Source organism: Stenotrophomonas sp. YJH_SMC_130, from assembly GCF_059369035.1.
In genome coordinates, this window is record NZ_JCAFSH010000001.1 from 470,168 (window position 1) to 487,054 (window position 16,887).

13 protein-coding genes and 1 tRNA gene are annotated in these 16,887 nt (G+C 65.6%); 4 read left to right on the forward strand and 10 right to left on the reverse strand.

Features of this window, described 5'->3' with window-relative positions; all coding sequences use genetic code 11:
* Positions 1-70: 70 nt before the first annotated feature.
* On the forward strand, positions 71-865 hold the full coding sequence (locus AC5P5V_RS02230) for a cytochrome C assembly family protein (protein WP_134968855.1): 795 nt from the start codon (positions 71-73) through the stop codon (positions 863-865).
* A gap of 89 nt (positions 866-954) precedes the next feature.
* Here AC5P5V_RS02230 and AC5P5V_RS02235 read toward each other — a convergent pair whose 3' ends face one another.
* The 4 genes from AC5P5V_RS02235 to radA all read right to left on the reverse strand — a co-directional run bounded on the left by AC5P5V_RS02235 (position 955) and on the right by radA (position 7,314).
* Positions 955-1,419, reverse strand: a complete 465-nt coding sequence (locus tag AC5P5V_RS02235) for a YqhG/Tai3 family protein (protein WP_134968854.1) — start codon at positions 1,417-1,419, stop codon at positions 955-957.
* 103 nt (positions 1,420-1,522) lie between these two features.
* Entirely contained in the window at positions 1,523-3,829 is a 2,307-nt protein-coding gene (locus AC5P5V_RS02240) for a tetratricopeptide repeat protein (RefSeq protein ID WP_231352612.1), read from the reverse strand.
* 49 nt (positions 3,830-3,878) lie between these two features.
* Positions 3,879-5,735, reverse strand: a complete 1,857-nt coding sequence (locus AC5P5V_RS02245; protein WP_134969392.1) for an ATP-binding protein — start codon at positions 5,733-5,735, stop codon at positions 3,879-3,881.
* Between the two features lie 202 nt (positions 5,736-5,937).
* Positions 5,938-7,314, reverse strand: a complete 1,377-nt coding sequence (gene radA, locus AC5P5V_RS02250; protein WP_061479145.1) for a DNA repair protein RadA — start codon at positions 7,312-7,314, stop codon at positions 5,938-5,940.
* A 150-nt stretch (positions 7,315-7,464) separates the two neighbouring features.
* Between radA and AC5P5V_RS02255 the strand changes: the two genes are divergently transcribed.
* Positions 7,465-9,522: a putative bifunctional diguanylate cyclase/phosphodiesterase gene (locus tag AC5P5V_RS02255; RefSeq protein WP_231352611.1), complete on the forward strand. Its 2,058-nt coding sequence runs from the start codon at positions 7,465-7,467 to the stop codon at positions 9,520-9,522.
* 186 nt (positions 9,523-9,708) lie between these two features.
* Here the strand turns inward: AC5P5V_RS02255 and cyoD are convergent, their stop codons facing one another.
* From cyoD to cyoA, 4 genes are read right to left on the reverse strand one after another with little or no spacing between them, the layout of a single operon-like run.
* Positions 9,709-10,050: a cytochrome o ubiquinol oxidase subunit IV gene (gene cyoD, locus AC5P5V_RS02260; RefSeq protein ID WP_005415725.1), complete on the reverse strand. Its 342-nt coding sequence runs from the start codon at positions 10,048-10,050 to the stop codon at positions 9,709-9,711.
* Positions 10,050-10,688: a cytochrome o ubiquinol oxidase subunit III gene (gene cyoC / locus AC5P5V_RS02265; RefSeq protein WP_134968501.1), complete on the reverse strand. Its 639-nt coding sequence runs from the start codon at positions 10,686-10,688 to the stop codon at positions 10,050-10,052. Before cyoC ends, cyoD begins: the two co-directional genes overlap by 1 nt.
* Positions 10,685-12,682 carry a cytochrome o ubiquinol oxidase subunit I gene (gene cyoB / locus AC5P5V_RS02270; RefSeq protein WP_061479143.1) on the reverse strand — a complete coding sequence of 666 codons (1,998 nt, stop codon included), beginning with the start codon at positions 12,680-12,682 and terminating at the stop codon, positions 10,685-10,687. Before cyoB ends, cyoC begins: the two co-directional genes overlap by 4 nt.
* Before the next feature lie 2 nt (positions 12,683-12,684).
* Positions 12,685-13,725 (reverse strand): ubiquinol oxidase subunit II, encoded by a 1,041-nt coding sequence (gene cyoA / locus AC5P5V_RS02275; protein ID WP_231352610.1) that lies wholly within the window; start codon positions 13,723-13,725, stop codon positions 12,685-12,687.
* A 352-nt stretch (positions 13,726-14,077) separates the two neighbouring features.
* Here cyoA and AC5P5V_RS02280 point away from each other — a divergent pair, with 352 nt between their 5' ends.
* Positions 14,078-14,713, forward strand: a complete 636-nt coding sequence (locus AC5P5V_RS02280; RefSeq protein WP_134968503.1) for a GyrI-like domain-containing protein — start codon at positions 14,078-14,080, stop codon at positions 14,711-14,713.
* Between the two features lie 13 nt (positions 14,714-14,726).
* The gene (locus AC5P5V_RS02285; RefSeq protein WP_134968504.1) at positions 14,727-15,059 is read left to right on the forward strand and encodes a hypothetical protein; all 333 of its coding nucleotides are present in this window, start codon (positions 14,727-14,729) and stop codon (positions 15,057-15,059) included.
* Between the two features lie 491 nt (positions 15,060-15,550).
* On the opposite strand, the gene AC5P5V_RS02290 is transcribed toward AC5P5V_RS02285, so the two are convergent.
* Positions 15,551-16,474 (reverse strand): RHS repeat-associated core domain-containing protein, encoded by a 924-nt coding sequence (locus AC5P5V_RS02290; RefSeq protein ID WP_321573207.1) that lies wholly within the window; start codon positions 16,472-16,474, stop codon positions 15,551-15,553.
* A 257-nt stretch (positions 16,475-16,731) separates the two neighbouring features.
* Positions 16,732-16,807, reverse strand: a tRNA-Thr gene (locus AC5P5V_RS02295).
* Positions 16,808-16,887 lie beyond the last annotated feature (80 nt).

Genomic DNA, 16,887 nt, shown 5'->3' on the forward strand with positions numbered 1-16,887 from the left:
TCCGGCTGTCTCCCCGGACTGCGGCCACGGGGCCGTCGCCAGCATCACGGGGGTATGCGAAACTGCAACGATGACAATCGTTCTCATCGCCGTCCTGCTCTACCTGGCTGCCAGTGCCCTGCTGGTGCGCGCGCTTGGCCGCGATGAGACGACCGGCTCCCCCATCTGGCTGTGGCCGGCCCTGCCCGCCATGCTGCTGCACGGCGGCTACCACGTGATGGTGGCGATGCGCACCAACGGCGGGCCGGACATGCACTTCTTCGCCGCACTGTCGCTGGTCGGCCTGGGCATGGCCTGGCTGACGTCGCTGGTCGGCGCGCGCGGGCGGATGTCGGCGCTGGGCGTGGTGGTGTTCCCGCTGGCCGCCGTGCTGCTGCTGGCCTACCACGGTTACGGCCACGAATCGAGCAAGGTACTGGGCTGGCGCCTGGCCAGCCACGCCTGGCTGGCCCTGCTGGCCTACGCCACGCTGAGCGTCGCCGCGTTGCTGGCGATCATGCTGTGGCTGCAGGAACGCGCGCTGCGCCGCCGCGAGTTCCGGCCTTGGCTGCGGGCACTGCCGCCGCTGGCCGACCTGGAATCACTGCTGTTCCGGGTGATCACCGTCGGCTTCGCGCTGCTGACCCTGACCCTGGTCACCGGCGTACTGTTCGTCGATGACCTGCTGGCGCAGAAGCTGGTGCACAAGACCGTGCTGAGCGTGCTGTCGTGGATCGTGTTCGGCGTGCTGCTGATCGGCCGCCGCCGCTACGGCTGGCGCGGCATGAAGGCGGTGCACTGGACGCTGGCGGCGATGCTGTTGCTGCTGCTGGCGTTCTTCGGCAGCCAGTTCGTGATCGAGCTGGTGTTCGGGCATTCGCGATAAAGGCGTGCCGACCAACGGTCGGCACCCACCCCAGCATCACCGGGTAGTGCCGGCCGCTGGACCGCACCATGCGTGGATGCCGTGGACGGTCAAGGCAGCGGCTGGGCCAGGATTTTCCGCACCGAACGACCACTGTTGGTGAGGATGTCATCAACCTGCCAGCACCCCTGCCCGTGGCGCACCATCGGCAGGCGGGTCAGGTAGGCCTTCTTCCACACCGAATAGCGCATCTCGACCTGGCCGGCGGAGGCCGAAGCCTCCTTCCAGCTGTAGCGCACCGGGGTTTCGATGTCACCGTCCTGCGCATCCAGCCACGGATCCGAATCGATCGTGCAGATGCCCTCTTCGCGCTGCTGGCAGGCGCGCTCTCCACGCAGTGCCTTGCCGAAGGCAGGGCTGACCAGCGCGGCCGGCGGCTCCAGCAGGTCACCGTTGCCGGTCGTCGCCTCGTAGAAAGCGCGGGCGACAGCCGCAGGCTCCTGGCATGCGGGTGCAGCCTGTGCGGTAGGGGCCAGCAGCACCCCGGCGATCACGAACATCCTTGTCCCGCGCATATCGCGTTCCTTGGTGATGATGATTCGTTGTAGAGCCGAGCCCATGCTCGGCTGATTATCCGCATGAGCCGAGCGCAGGCTCGGCTCTACACGAGCCTGGGGCCTACAACCCGTAACGCTCGATCACGTCCAGATGCGGCTGGCGATCCTGGTCACAGGCTTCAGCCAGGCGCAACCAGCAATGCGGATGCGGCCACGTCGCGGTGTGCTGCTGCAGGAAGCGGTGCAGTGCCAGCGGTGCGTGGTCCTGCGGCTGGGCCACGGTGAACAGCAGGCCGGGCAGCGTCCCCTCTTCCACATCGGGGTCGGTGACGGTGTAGTCCGGCCGGCTGTGTGACCACACTCTCCAACCCTGTGCTTCGGCCGCCTCGACGAAGGCATTCCAGGCCTCCTCGCCCGGGTGCGCGCCATCGATCATCCAGCTGCGGGCGAAGCCGCCGCGCTCCAGCACATGCACCTGCGCATAGGTCGGGATGAAATGCTCGCGTGCATCCTCCTCCTCGGGTGCCGGATGCACCGGCGCGGCATCGAACACCACCCAGTCGCCCACCTGCTGGGCGCGGTTGGACGGCGCGTTCTCGACGATGCGCGCGGTCACCGGACCGCTGCGACGGGCGTAGTACTCCATCGGCTCGCCGTTTTCTTCGCTGCGGATGATCACCCAGCCCCACGGCTCCTCTACCACGCCGTCCTGGCTGGACAATTCCATGCCAAGCGCCGACGCCGAGCGGCGCACGGCGTCCCAGTCGCGCGCGGCGCTGGCTGCGCTCATGTGGTCCCAATGCGCGGCATTGGGCTCGTCCAGCAGCTCCACCAGCTGTGCATAACAGGCCTGGGCCTCGCTGAAACGGCCGGTTTCCATGTACATGCGCGCCAGCGTGCCGCGCGCGCCGTGCGAGCCCGGAGACAGCTCCAGAAGCGATCGGGCCGCCTGCTCCAGCGCCGGCCAGTCGGACACGCGGCGTGCACGCTGCACCTCGCACCAGTGCGCGAACACGGGCACGCTGCCGCGATACAGATCGGCCAGCTGGCGCAGTCCGTCGTCGTCGCCCTGTTCGGCCAGCCAGCGCATCAACGTGTAGGCCACGGGGCCATCGTGCTGCACATGGCCGCGTACGAACCGCCACAGCAGCGACCGCGCCTCGGCCTGCGCGCCGCAGGCATTCAGTGCCGAGGCGGCCATGTCGGCCAGCGCCTCGTCATCGGGCAGCTCGGCATGCGCCTGCAGCAACCACTGCGCTTCGCGCTCGGGATCGCGCGACTGGTTTTGTTCGCCCTGCGCGTCCAGCCATGCCAGCAGCTCGCCCGCCGGCACCGGCAGCGGCGCGACGTCCGGCAATGCCTCGATGCGCGCGGCCAGGCCTGCCACCAGCGCCGCAGCACCCCGATCCTGGCGCAGCTGCGCCAGATGGGTGCGGGCCAGTTCCAGCTGCCGCAGTGCGACCCAGCGCGCGCCACGCTGCAGGGCGAGTTCCAGGCTCAACGCCGCGACTTCGATCAGCAGGCGGTGCGAACCGACCCGTGCGAAGTGCTCGATGATGGTGTTGAAGCGCGTGCCCAAATCCCACGTATTGCGCGCGGGATCACGCTGGCACAGCGCTGCGGCGGTGTTTGCCCACAGCCGCCAGTAGTTCGGGGTAAGCTCGCTCCACGGCACCAGCTGCTGCAGCGCCTCTTCGTCGCGGCCCAGCTGGGCCAGCGCCCAGGCCTTGGACAGGCGGCGCGGCACCGTGCAGTTGGCCGGCTCGTACTCTCCGGACGCAGCAACTTCGGCCTCCCGCTTTTCGATCAGCGCCAGTGCCTCATCGGCACGGCCCATGCCCAGCAGGATCTTGATCTGCATCTCCGGGAAGCTGTCGAACACTTCCTTGCCACAGGCTTCCACGGCATCGGCCTGCACCTGCAGGTAATCCAGCGCCGCCTGGCCACGGCCATCATCGAGCAGCGCATCGGCCTTCTCGCAGCTCAGGCACTGGAAACAGGCCCAGCTCGGATCGATGCGGCCAAGGGTTTCGTCGCAGACCTCGATGCGCTCGGGCACCCAGCCCGGGCCGTCGATGTTGCCGTAGCAGGCGGCCAGGTCCTGGGTCACGCAGATCGACTGCGGGCATTCCAGGGTGTCCTCGCGGTGCGCGCGCTCGAACAGCGCTACGGCTTCGCCGAGTGCGCTCTCGCCTTCCACGCGGTTGCCGACGCGGTTGCGCAGCGCCCAGTGGCCGACATAGACGTCAACCCACGGGTTGTCCAGTGCCTTGCCCAGGGCGCGTGCTTCGGGCAGCAGGGCATCGACGCGGTCGATCTGCAGTTCACTGACCTCGTCGGCGAGGCGGTTCAGCAGGTGCGCGTTCTGCGCCTGGCCGGCCTGGCGCAGGTCACCCTGCAGCTTTTCGACCCAGTTCCAGATGTCCATGGGGGTAATTGCTCCTGTCTAGCGAAGGCTGGATGAGAAGGTGCGGTGCTCAGCGCAGCATCTGCTGCAGGGCACCGGCGATATCGGTGAAGGCACCATTGAGATCCGGGCCCGGCGTAGCAGTCGCGCGTGCCAGCGGGCGGCCCTGCGCGGCGACGATGACTTTCAGCGAGCGCAGCAGGCGGGCTGCGGCCTCGGCCTGTGGGTGGCCCTCGCGCTGGGCGCGCAGCAGTGCCTGCACCGCCGGGTTGTCGAGATTGAGATACAGCCGCGACGGTGCGCGCGATTCGATGCGCGCGGTGAACTGTCGCGCCAGGCGCAGCGCGGCCATCGAGACGCGCTTGTCGTTCTCGTCGTCTTCCAGCCGCTGCTTCAGCTCGGCCTCGCGGTCGGGCACCACCACCACCGGCAGCGCCTCCGGGCTGAAACGCGCGGGCAGCAGCTGCTCGCCGTCGCCCAGTTGTTCGCGCAGCCACGCCAGCTGCGCCTCGTCGAGGCTGTCATCACTGCGGAACAGTGCGCGGTTGCCCTGTTCGGTACCCAGCTCGACCAGGCGCAGGCCCTTGGCCTGGGCCCAGCGCCGCAGGAACGGCACCACCGCATAGCGATGGCCATGCGCGACCGGTACGCCCATCGCCCGGAACAGCATCTCTTCAAAGCCACCGCCGTTGTCGAGGATGACATGCACGGCACCGCGCGCCGGCAGCGCACTGGCCGGCAGGTCGCCCTGCGAAGTCGGCACCCGCACATGCTCCATCAGCAGTTCGAACAGGCGGTCATCGCACAGTGCCGCACCCAGCAGCGCCTCGTTGTGGCGGGTCAGCACGCGCCGCCAGGCTTCCGGTTGCTGCTTCGCAACGTCGGCCAGGCCGTCGATCAGCGCCTCCAGAAGTGCATGCTGCACCGCGCGGTACTGGTCATCGCGCTGCAGGTCTTCGCGGCTGGCGGTGGGCGTCAACCGCGAGGATTCGATCACCCCGCCGATGAAACCGGCCCACGGCGGCAGCAGGTCGCGCGCGTCGTCATCCAGCAGCATCCCACGCACGAACACCGACAGGTTGCGGTTGTCGCTGGTGCCATAGGTGGCGCCATCCTGCACCCACAGCAGGCCAGTGGCATCGCTGTTGCCATCGGCACGCAACGGCACGGTGACGATCGGCTCGAAATCATGCTCGAACCGCGCGGCGAACTGCAGTGCCTGCCGGCGGGCCTGCACCGGATGCACGGCGACATCCCCCTGGCCGCGCCACGGCGGCGGCTCGGGATTGAGCGCCTCGCCCGCAGCACCGATGAAGATCGGCTCGGACAGCAACGCGCAGTAGCGGCCCAGCACCTCATGCAGGCGCGCTTCGTTGGCCAGCGGCAGGAAGTCCGGATGCAGCTCCAGCTCCACCTCGGTACCCACCGCGCGTGCCGGCACTTCGCTGACGGTGTACTGCTCGGCGTTGCTGGACACGTACAGGTGGCCCAGATCCGGCGTCTGGTACGAGGTGGTGCGCACGCTGACCCGGCGCGCCAGCACGAAGGCCGACAGGAAGCCGAGGCCGAACATGCCGATCAGCCCTTCATCGTCCTCACCGCCCTGGCGCAGGCCACGGGTGTAGCCGACGCCGACGGTGGCCAGGTAATCGTGGATCTCCTGGCGGGTCAGGCCGGCCCCAGTATCGGTGATGCGCAGCACGCCGGCACCGGCATCAACCTGCACCGAAATGCGCGAAGGCACGTCAACGCCGGGCTGCTCGATGCGGCGGCGGATGATCGAGTCATGCGCGTTCTGTACCAGCTCACGCAGCGCCACCACCGGGGTGGAATACAGGTGCTTGCCCAGCACCGTCATCAGTCCATTGAGATCGACCCCGGCACGACGGATCTCGGCGTTGGGGGCGGTGAGTGCGGTGTCCTGCATGTAATCGTTTACTCCTGGGCACGGAAAGACGCCAGAGGGCGTCTTCGTCGAGCGGGAAAAACTAGCACAGTGAAGCTGACCGTTACTGCATTGGACACGTGTAGAGCCGAGCCCATGCTCGGCTGCTGTTCGACCACCAGTCGAGCATGGCTCGACTCCACAGAAAGCAGCCGAGCGTGGGCTCGGCTCTACAGGGCTGGCATCACGCCGCGTCGATGGCCTCGGACAGGCGTTCTACCGCGATCACCTCCATGCCTTTCACCGAACCGCCCTTGGGCGCATTGGCCCTGGGCACGATGGCGCGCTTGAAGCCATGGGTGGCGGCCTCGCGCAGGCGGTCTTCGCCATTGGGCACCGGGCGGATCTCGCCGGACAGGCCCACCTCGCCGAAGGCGATGGTCTTCTCCGCCAGCGGCCGATCCTGCAGCGACGACAACACCGCCAGCAGCACCGGTAGATCGGCGGCGGTCTCCTGGACGCGGATGCCACCGACCACATTGACGAACACGTCCTGGTCGCCGACCAGTACGCCGCCATGGCGATGCAGCACTGCCAGCAGCATGGCCAGGCGATTCTGCTCCAGGCCGACCGCGACACGGCGCGGGTTCGACAGCGGCGATGCGTCGACCAGCGCCTGTACCTCCACCAGCAGCGGCCGCGTGCCCTCGCGGGTGACCATCACGCAGCTGCCCGGCTGATGGGTGCTGCCGCCGGACAGGAAGATCGCCGAGGGGTTGGAGACCTCCTTCAGGCCCTTGTCGCCCATCGCGAACACACCCAGCTCGTTGACCGCACCGAAGCGGTTCTTGAACGCGCGCAACAGGCGGAAGCGGCTGCCGCTCTCGCCCTCGAAGTACAGCACCGCGTCCACCATGTGTTCCAGCACGCGCGGGCCGGCGATGCCGCCCTCCTTGGTCACATGGCCGACCAGGAACACGGCAGTGCCGGTTTCCTTGGCAAACCGCACCAGCCGCGCCGCGCTCTCGCGCACCTGGCTGACCGAACCGGGCGCAGCGGTCAGGCTCTCGGTCCACAGGGTCTGCACCGAATCGGCCACGATCAGCCGCGGGCCGGCCTTGGATGCGTGCTGCAGGATCGACTCGACCCCGGTCTCGGCCAGCGCATTGACGCCGTCCAGCGGCAGCTCCAGGCGATGCGCACGGCCAGCCACCTGCGCCAGTGACTCCTCGCCGGTGACGTACAGCACAGGCAGCTCAGCGGCCATCTTCGCCACCGCCTGCAGCAGCAGCGTCGACTTGCCGATGCCCGGGTCGCCGCCCACCAGCACCACCGCGCCTTCGACCAGGCCGCCGCCCAGCACACGGTCGAACTCGCCGATGCCGGTGGAGACCCGGCGATGCTCGGTCTGCTCCACATCCTTCAGCGCGGTGATCTTCGGCGGATCGATCTTGCCGGCCCAGCCTGCCCGGCGCGACGCCGGTGCCTTGGCCGCCGCCGCGCTCTCCAGCACGATTTCCGACAACGAGTTCCAGGCGTTGCACTCGGTGCACTGGCCCTGCCACTTGCTGAATTCGGCGCCGCATTCATTGCAGACGTAGGCGGTGCGGGCTTTGGCCATCGGATGATTTCCAGCAACGGGAACAGGCGTGGCAGGATAGCCGAGCCGGGTCGCAGCTGCTGCGACCGCTCAAGTCCTGCCCACCCGCGCCGATAGGGGTCGCGGGCGTGCGCCTTGCGGGCGCTCCCTTCCTCCCCCACTGGATTCAACATGACTGGCAGTTACAGTCAGAGCCTGGTCATCATCTCCCTGCTGGTGGCCATTCTTGCTTCGTACACGGCGCTGGACATGGCCGGGCGCCTGGCCACCGCCGAGGGGCGCGTGGCGCGCTGGTGGCTGGCCGGAGGCGCGGCGGCCATGGGCCTGGGCATCTGGTCGATGCACTTCATCGGCATGCTGGCCTTCGACCTGCCGATCCCGCTGGGCTATGACCTCGGCATCACCCTGTACTCGCTGGCGGTCTCGATCGGTGCCTCGGCCTATGCGCTGTGGCTGGTATCGCGCCCCAGCCTGCCGTGGCGCCGGCTGCTGGCCGGGGCCGTGCTGATGGGCCTGGGCATCGCAGCCATGCACTACCTGGGCATGGCAGCGATGCGCATGCAGCCCGGCATCGACTACCACCCGGGCTGGTTTGCCGCCTCCATCGCGGTGGCCATCGGTGCCGCTGGCGCCGCCCTGTGGATCGCCTTCCGCCTGCGCGCCGAGCAGCGCCGCACCCTCCTCCTGCGTGCGCTCGCATCGCTGGTGATGGGCCTGGCCATCGTCGGCATGCATTACACCGGCATGGCCGCGGCACGCTTCCCGGAAGGCAGCCTCTGTGGCGCCGTCGGCAGTGGCGGCATCGACACGCGCTGGCTGGCGGTGCTGGTGATCGTCACCACCGTGGCCACGCTGGGCATCGCCCTGGTGGCCTCGCTGATCGACCGGCAGATGCGCGTGCGCACCGGGCTGCTGGCCGATTCGCTGGCGCACGCCAACGACAAGCTGATCCAGGCGGCCCTGCACGACCCGTTGACCCAGCTGCCCAACCGCATGCTGCTGCAGGACCGCATCGAGCAGGCTATCGAGAAGGCGCGGCGCCGCAATCATGCGGTGGCGGTGATGTTCTGCGACCTGGATGGCTTCAAGGCGGTCAATGATGCCTATGGCCATCAGCTTGGCGACCGCCTGCTGGTGGCGGTGGCGCAGCGCATCGGCGGCCTGCTGCGCCCGCAGGACACGTTCGCCCGTCTCGGCGGCGACGAGTTCGTGATCGTGCTGGCCATCGATACTCCCGACGATGCGGTCGTGGTGGCCGAGCGCATCATTGCCGCCGCCGGTGAGCCGTTCACGCTGGATGCGGCCGAACTGCAGGTCAGCGCCAGCTTGGGCATCGCCCTGTACCCGGATGACGCCAGCAACGAGCGCGAGCTGATGGCGCACGCCGATGCGGCGATGTACCACACCAAGGAAACCGGGCGGAACGGCTATACCTTCTTCACGCCCTCGATGCAGCTCAGTGCCAATCGCCAACTGCGCCTGCTGCAGGACCTGCGCAAGGCCATCGCCCGCAACGAACTGATCCTGCATTACCAGCCCAAATTTCCGGCCGCGGGCGCACCGGCCACCGGCGCCGAGGCGCTGCTGCGCTGGCAGCACCCGGAGCTGGGGCTGCTGGCGCCGGATGTGTTCATTCCGATCGCCGAACGCAGCGGTCTGATCCTGCCGATCGGTGACTGGGTACTGGACCAGGCCTGCGCGCAACTGCGGGCATGGCACGATGCCGGGCATGCGGAATGGACGATGGCGGTGAACCTGTCGCCGTTGCAGTTCGCCTCGCCGGCACTGCTGGACAGCGTGCGCGAGGTGCTGGAGCGGCACCGGATCGAACCGGCACGGCTGACCCTGGAGATCACCGAGACCACGGCGATGAAGGACGTCGATGCCAGCTTGGCGATCCTCAGCGACCTGACCGCAATGGGCGTGCACATCGCCATCGATGATTTCGGTACCGGCTACTCCAGCCTGCTGTACCTCAAGCGGATGCCAGCCACCGAACTGAAGATCGACCGTGCGTTCGTGCACGACCTGGAGCGCAATGACGAGGACGCCGCCATCGTCTCGTCGATCATCGCGCTGGGCCGCACCCTGCAGCTGCAGGTGGTGGCCGAAGGCGTGGAGACGCAGGCACAGCGCGAATACCTGAGCGAGCTGGGCTGCGACCAGTTGCAGGGTTATCACCTGGGGCGGCCGATGGAGCCCGAGGAGTTCCTGCGCCGGGTGGGGTGAGGCCCCGGTTCCGGGGTCGGATCCCTTGCCGCAGGCAAGGGCTCTGACCCCATCCACGCATGGCGTGGATCTACCCGGGCCCCAGGGTCAGAGCCCTGTCCTGCGGACAGGGATCCGCCCCCATCCATCCGCCAACAAAAAGGCCGCCCGAGGGCGGCCTTTCTGCGCGGCAACGTCGCGAGGACGTCAGTGCATCATGTGCACGTTCATGTTGTGCATGACCCACAGGGTGCCGATCACGATGATGCCGATCACCACGACAGTGAAGGCCGCAGCGTTGACGTTCCAGCGACTTTCCGAAGAGCGGTCCAGGTGCAGGAAGAACACCAGGTGGACCAGCATCTGCAGCACCGCGGTGACCGCGATCACCACACCGTTGACGGTGCGCGAGAAATCGCCCGACATCACCATCCAGAACGGGATGACGGTCAGCACCACCGCCAGCACGAAGCCGATCAGGTACGACTTCACGCTGCCGTGGCTTTCGCCGCCGGTGCCGTGGTCGTGTGCATGGTTGTCATGTGCCATTACAGCGCTCCATTGAGGTAGACGACGGAGAACACGCCGATCCAGATCAGGTCCAGGAAGTGCCAGAACAGGCTCAGGCACGCCATGCGGGTCTTGTTGGTCGGGGTCAGGCCGTACTTCTTCAGCTGCACGAACATCACCAGCAGCCACAGCAGGCCGGCGCTGACGTGCAGGCCGTGGGTACCGACCAGGGCGAAGAACGCCGACAGGAAGGCACTGCGGTCCGGACCGTAGCCCTGATGGATCAGGTGCTGGAACTCCCACACTTCCATGCACATGAAGCCGAAGCCCAGCAGCCAGGTGATGCCCAGCCACAGGTACATCTGGCCCATCTGCCTGCGGTGCATGGCAATCATGCCCAGGCCGAAGGTCAGCGACGAGGTCAGCAGCAGCGCGGTTTCCCACGCCACGAACGGCAGCTCGAACAGGTCCTTCGCGGTGGGACCGCCATCGGTACCGCCTGCCAGCACCACGTAGGTGGCGAACAGCGAGGCGAAGATGAGGCAGTCGCTCATCAGATACACCCAGAAACCGAAGACGGTGTTGCCGCCGGTATCGTGGTGCTCGTGGTCGTCATGGCCATGGGCCGCCGCATGCGCGGCGTGCCCGTGGCTCAGGGTCGAGGTATTGGTGCTCATGCCTTCAGCTCCGACTTCACCAGGCCCTGGGCTTCCAGGTGCTTGCGGTGTTCGTTCTCGATGCGTTCCACCTCGGCGGCCGGGACCCAGTAGTCCACGTCCTGGTCGAAGGTGCGGTAGATGAACGTGGCGATCATGCCGACGAAGCCGACGATGGCCAGCCACCAGATGTGCCAGATCATCGCGAAGCCGAACACCAGGCTGAAGGCACCGATGACAACGCCCGTGCCGGTGTTGCGCGGCATGTGGATGTCGGTGTACTTGGCCGGCTTCGGCCAGGCTTCACCCCGCTGCTTGCGCTCCCAGAAATCGTCCAGCTCGGTGACTTCCGGCAGCGTCGCGAAGTTGTAGAAGGCCGGCGGCGAGGAGGTTTCCCACTCCAGCGTACGGGCATCCCACGGGTCGCCGGTCAGGTCGACGGTCTTCTTGCGGTCGCGGATCGACACGGCCACCTGGATGATCTGGCACAGGATGCCGGCGCCGACGATGAACGCGCCGCAGGCAGCAACCAGCAGCAGCGGCTCGTAGGCCGGGTTCACGGTGCTCTGCAGGCGGCGGGTCATGCCCATGAAGCCCAGCACGTACATCGGCATGAAGGTCACGTAGAAGCCGATGAACCAGCACCAGAACGCGCACTTGCCCCAGAACTCATTGAGGCGGAAGCCGAACATCTTCGGCCACCAGTAGGTGATGCCGGCGAACATGCCGAACACCACGCCGCCGATGATGACGTTGTGGAAGTGGGCGATCAGGAACAGGCTGTTGTGCAGCACGAAGTCGATGGCCGGAATCGCCAGCATCACGCCGGTCATGCCGCCGATGACGAAGGTGACCATGAAGCCGATGGTCCACAGCACCGGGGTGGTGAAGTGCACGCGGCCACGGAACATGGTGAACAGCCAGTTGAAGATCTTCACGCCGGTCGGGATCGAGATGATCATCGTCGTGATGCCGAAGAAGGCATTGACGTTGGCACCCGAACCCATGGTGAAGAAGTGGTGCAGCCACACGATGAACGACAGCACGCCGATGCAGGCGGTGGCGTAGACCATGCCCTTGTAGCCGAACAGCGCCTTGCGCGAGAAGGTCGCGATGACTTCGGAGAACACACCGAACGCCGGCAGGACCAGGATGTACACCTCCGGGTGACCCCAGATCCAGATCAGGTTGATGTACAGCATGGCGTTGCCGCCACCGTCATTGGTGAAGAAGTGCGTACCCAGGTAACGGTCCAGGGTCAGCAGCACCAGGGTGATGGTCAGCACCGGGAAGGCCGCGACGATCAGCACGTTGGTCACCAGGGCGGTCCAGGTGAACACCGGCATCTGCATCAGCTTCATGCTCGGGGTGCGCATCTTGAGGATGGTGATGAAGAAGTTGATACCACTGAGCGTGGTACCCAAACCCGCCACCTGTAGGCCCCAGATGTAATAGTCCATGCCGACGCTTGGACTGTATTCGATGCCCGACAACGGCGGGAACGCCAGCCAGCCGGTGGCAGCGAACTCACCGATCCACAGCGACAGCATGATCAGCACCGCACCGGACACGAACAGCCAGAAGCTGAGCGAGTTGACGAACGGGAACGCAACGTCGCGCGCACCGATCTGCAGCGGCACGGCCAGGTTCATCAGGCCGGTGATCAGCGGCATCGCCACGAAGAAGATCATGATCACGCCGTGGGCGGTGAAGATCTGGTCGTAGTGGTGCGGCGGCAGGTAACCCTCCGAGCCACCGACGGCGATGGCCTGCTGGGTACGCATCATGATGGCGTCGGAGAAACCGCGCAGCAGCATGACGAAGGCGACGATGAGGTACATCACGCCGATCTTCTTGTGATCCACCGAAGTGAACCACTCCTTCCACAGATAGCCCCACAGCTTGAACTTGGTGATCAGGGCGACGACGCCCAGGCCACCAAGAACCGCGCCGACCAGGGTGGTCAGCACGATCGGATCGTGGGGGATCGACTCAAGAGAGAGTTTTCCCAACATGTTCATTCTCCCGAACCCGCGTGGCCGGCATGGCCTGCGTGTTCGTGTTCGGTGGCATCCAGGTTTTCACCCGATTCCTTGGAATCATGCGCGTCACTCGGGGCGTGGCCCTCGTGCGCTTCATGGGTGGCGGCATCGGCAGCGGCGGCACCAGCATGCGAGTGCTTCATGCCGTAATGCTTGTTGTCGCCCATGTGCTTGGCGATGACCCAGTCGAACAGGCCTTCTTCGGTCTTGCCGAAGTAAGTGACCGGATACCACTCGGCGTTGCGTGCTTCACCCAGGGCCTTGAACGAGGCCTTGTCCAGGGTCTGCTCGGCGGCGCGGACCTGGTCCAGCCACTGGCGGTATTCGGCATCGGTGACCGAGTAGGCGGTGAAGTGCATCTTGGCGAAGCCCGCGCCGCTGTAGTGCGAGGACATGCCCGGGAATTCACCGGTCTCGTTGGCGATCAGGTGGAGCTTGGTCTCCATCGCAGCCATCGAGTAGATCATGCTGCCCAGGTGCGGGATGAAGAAGGCATTCATCACCGAATCGGACGTGATCTTGAAGTTCAGCGGCGTGTTGACCGGGAACTTGATTTCGTTGACGACCGCCACCTTCTCTTCCGGATAGATGAACAGCCACTTCCAGTCCAGCGAGATCGCCTCGATGGTGACCGGCTTGACGTCCGAATCCAGCGGACGGTACGGGTCCAGTGCGTGCGACGAGCGCCAGGTCAGGACCGCCAGGACCAGCACGATCATGCACGGGATCGACCACACCACCACCTCGATCGCCGTCGAGTGGGACCACTTCGGCTCGTAGCGGGCCTTGGTGTTGGAGGCGCGATACTTCCACGCGAACGTCAGGGTCATGATGATGACCGGGATGACGACCAGCAGCATGAGCACGGTGGCCGTGATCAGCAGGGTCTTCTCATCCTGGCCGATCTGGCCCTTCGGACTGAGGATGGCCACGGCATCGCAGCCGGTGAGCATCACCAGCAACGACAGCAGCAGGCCCGGGCGCAACCAGCGCCCAAGGGTTTTCAACGGAATCATCGGTCGATCCAATTGCGAGGGAATGCCGTTCCCCGTCCCTGCCTGTTCCGGCCAAAGCCGGTCCCACCGGTCCGGAAGACAGGCAGGGAGGTGGGGTCGAGTCAGCCTTTCAATTTTAGGCCGTCACCCACCATTTAAGAAAGACATTGACATTGATCGAGCGCAGGAAAGGCCCGATTCTGGCTGCGACACGTTGTCGCACCGCGCAGGCGCGGCGGGCAGAACAGCCGGGGGCGGCATCCTGGCATCGAGTGGTGGCCGGCGCTCCGCCCTCGTTCGGCAAAGTCATCTGAACCTGTTCAGGCGTGCTGGCAGGTGCCCGGCATGGGATGCTCGGCGCTGGAGGAAGCCCATGGACAAGATCGACTTCAAGAAGCGCGACCGGGCGCTCTATCAACCGCCCGCCGGCAGGTTCGTACGCGTGGATATACCGCCCCTTCCCTACGTGATGGTCGATGGTCGCGGCGACCCGAACACGGCCCCCGCCTACCTGCAGGCCGTGCAGTGGCTGTATTCGGTGAGCTATGCACTGAAGTTCGCGCTGAAGGCCGAAGGGCGCGACTACGTGGTGCCACCGCTGGAAGCACTGTGGAGTGCCGAGAACCCGGCCAGCTTCGTCGCGCGGCGCAAGGATGAGTGGGCCTGGACCGTGATGATCCGCACGCCTGAGGACATCCGGCCTGCGCAGTGGCAAGCGGCGATCAGCAAGGCGCGCGCGAAGCTGGGAGATGCGCCGCCCAGCCTCCGCCATGAACGCCTTGCCGAAGGCCCCAGCCTGCAGACGTTGCACGTGGGCGCCTACGACGACGAAGGACCCGTCCTGGCGCACCTGCATGACGAAGTAATGGCCGCACTGGGTTACACCTTTGCCGGCCCCCATCATGAGATCTACCTGAGCGACCCGCGCAGGACCGAGGCGGCACGATTAAGAACCGTGCTGCGGCAACCGGTGCGGCCGATTGAGCCTGATGAGGGCTCGCACACGTGATACATGGAATGCCATGCGCCTGATGGACCAGCTGCTGCGCTGGACCAACCTGCCCGCCGTGCGCTGCCTGATGGCCGCGCTGGGTGCTGCGCTGGTGATCGTGCTCGCCTGCAACCCAGTGCTGTCGCCGTTGCTGCCGGTGGTGGACGCGCTCGGGCTGGACGTGCTGATGCTGTTGCTAGGTGCGCAGGTGGTGGCGGTACTGCCTTGGGTGCGGGAGCGGGCCGCGCGCGGGATCAGAGTGCTCGCACGCCTGCTGATCGGCGCATTGGCGGGAGCTGCAGGTGGTTATCTCCGGCAGCTGGCGTGGTGGCTGGCGAAGGATGCAGGGATGACGAGGCGTTGATGAAGGCTTGCAGCCTTCAGTGAGGTGGCCATCCAAGGATCACCGGCGGGCGCAAACAAAAAGCCCCAACCAAGGCCGGGGCTTTTCATTACAACTGGTGCCGGAAACAGGAGTCGAACCTACATTTCATCTCAGTCCCGGGTCTGTCGGCCCAGCGATATTTCCGGTTCCGACCATCCTGTCCAGACTCTCCTCAAATACCTCACCATCTTCAATGTAGAGCTGGACTTCGTGGTCGGATGATAGCCGGATGTCCAGTACCCATACTTGCGGCGCGCCGGCAAGCGCATCGCACAGATCACCCGTAGACACCTCTAACGGCCTGTTCACCATCCGCTCTCGAAGATGACCCAAGGTCGCTTTTGACTCCGCTCCCGAAGGGACATCCAAATGCGATAGCAGCCAAATATCATTCGTGCTGAAGTTATCTCTTAACGCCTCAACTACCCTGTCTCCCGTGATTGGGAAGTCCCAAGCGTTTACCGTCATGACTATCCGCCTCCGTTAAGCGGCCGCGCGGGTCCGCGTGAAGGAGTGCCCCCGGTAGCACTCGGCTCATAAGGATGTTCGTGCGGGTTCGTATGACTGCCCGGCCGGCCGTGGTCAGTAAAATCAATAGTCTTTACCGGCCTCCCGTGACCGTCGAATTCACTCGCCTGATCGTACTTTCCATTTCTACCATCTCGCTGCCCCAGTTGCGTATGCGGGCCAGCCGCATCCGGTTCTGGTGCAGGCTCACCATTGGGCTTCGTGGGTAGTGGTCGGTCGGGGAAACGATTGGGTATTGGCTGCCCGTCTCGCCCCCGCCGAACTGTATCCCGACCTGCGGGACGTTCAGTGGGCCTCGAAGTCGGCCTTCCACTTGGCCCGCTCTCGCGATTCCCCCCGGATGTATCCTCACTGCGCTGGATGTTTCCACCGGGGTTGGGAACCGGGATGGGAAGGATGTAAGGGGCCGGCATCGGAATCGCCTGCCGTCCATCAGGATCAGTGAACTTGTACGGATTCCCGTTCGCATACCGATACCGATTGAACTGCCCAACCGGCTGCTCATACGCTGTCACCGGATCCACCGACAGGAACACTCCCAACTGCGGATCCATGTAGCGCTGCTGCATGTAGCTCAGGCCAGTAGCCGAGTCGCTCACATGCCCGGTATACCCCGGTCCGTCCGGGACTTCCCCGCCTACCACGGCACCGTAAGGCTCGTAGTCATAGCGCTTGATCACGTTGCCGTTGGCATCGCTCTCGGCCACAACCGAGCCCAAGGCATCCGTGTGAATGTACGTGACCGTCGTCTGGGCTATAGCGGATGGCGACAGGCCAAAGCCGATCAGCAACACGCAGCACAGCCAGGCGCCCAATGCCCCCAGCTTCCGAATTCGATCTTCAAATCCTCTGAAGCGGGTCGACACACCGCCTGCAGTTCCCCCCGAACCTGCGCATCCTTCCAATCCCTGAAAGAGCCTCGAAGCAAGGCCGTGTATTCATAGCACAGGAATGACCGGCTGCGGTTGCCAAGTCAGGAACAGGGCGAGGAGGTAAGCGTCTGGGAAGCCGGAGGGGCGAGCTGCCCCCCCCCCGAGATTCGGAAATCGCGACCTGCCAGCCATGGGCTGGCACTACCTGAGCACAAAAAAGCCCCGACCAAGGCCGGGGCTTCTCATCTAACTGGTGCCGGAAACAGGAGTCGAACCTGCGACCTACGCATTACGAATGCGCCGCTCTACCAACTGAGCTATTCCGGCTTAGCTGGCTATTCTAGTGGCTGTCAGGCGCCAAGGTCAATTGCCTTGAGGGCACAGCCAAGACGATCTGCTACACCCTC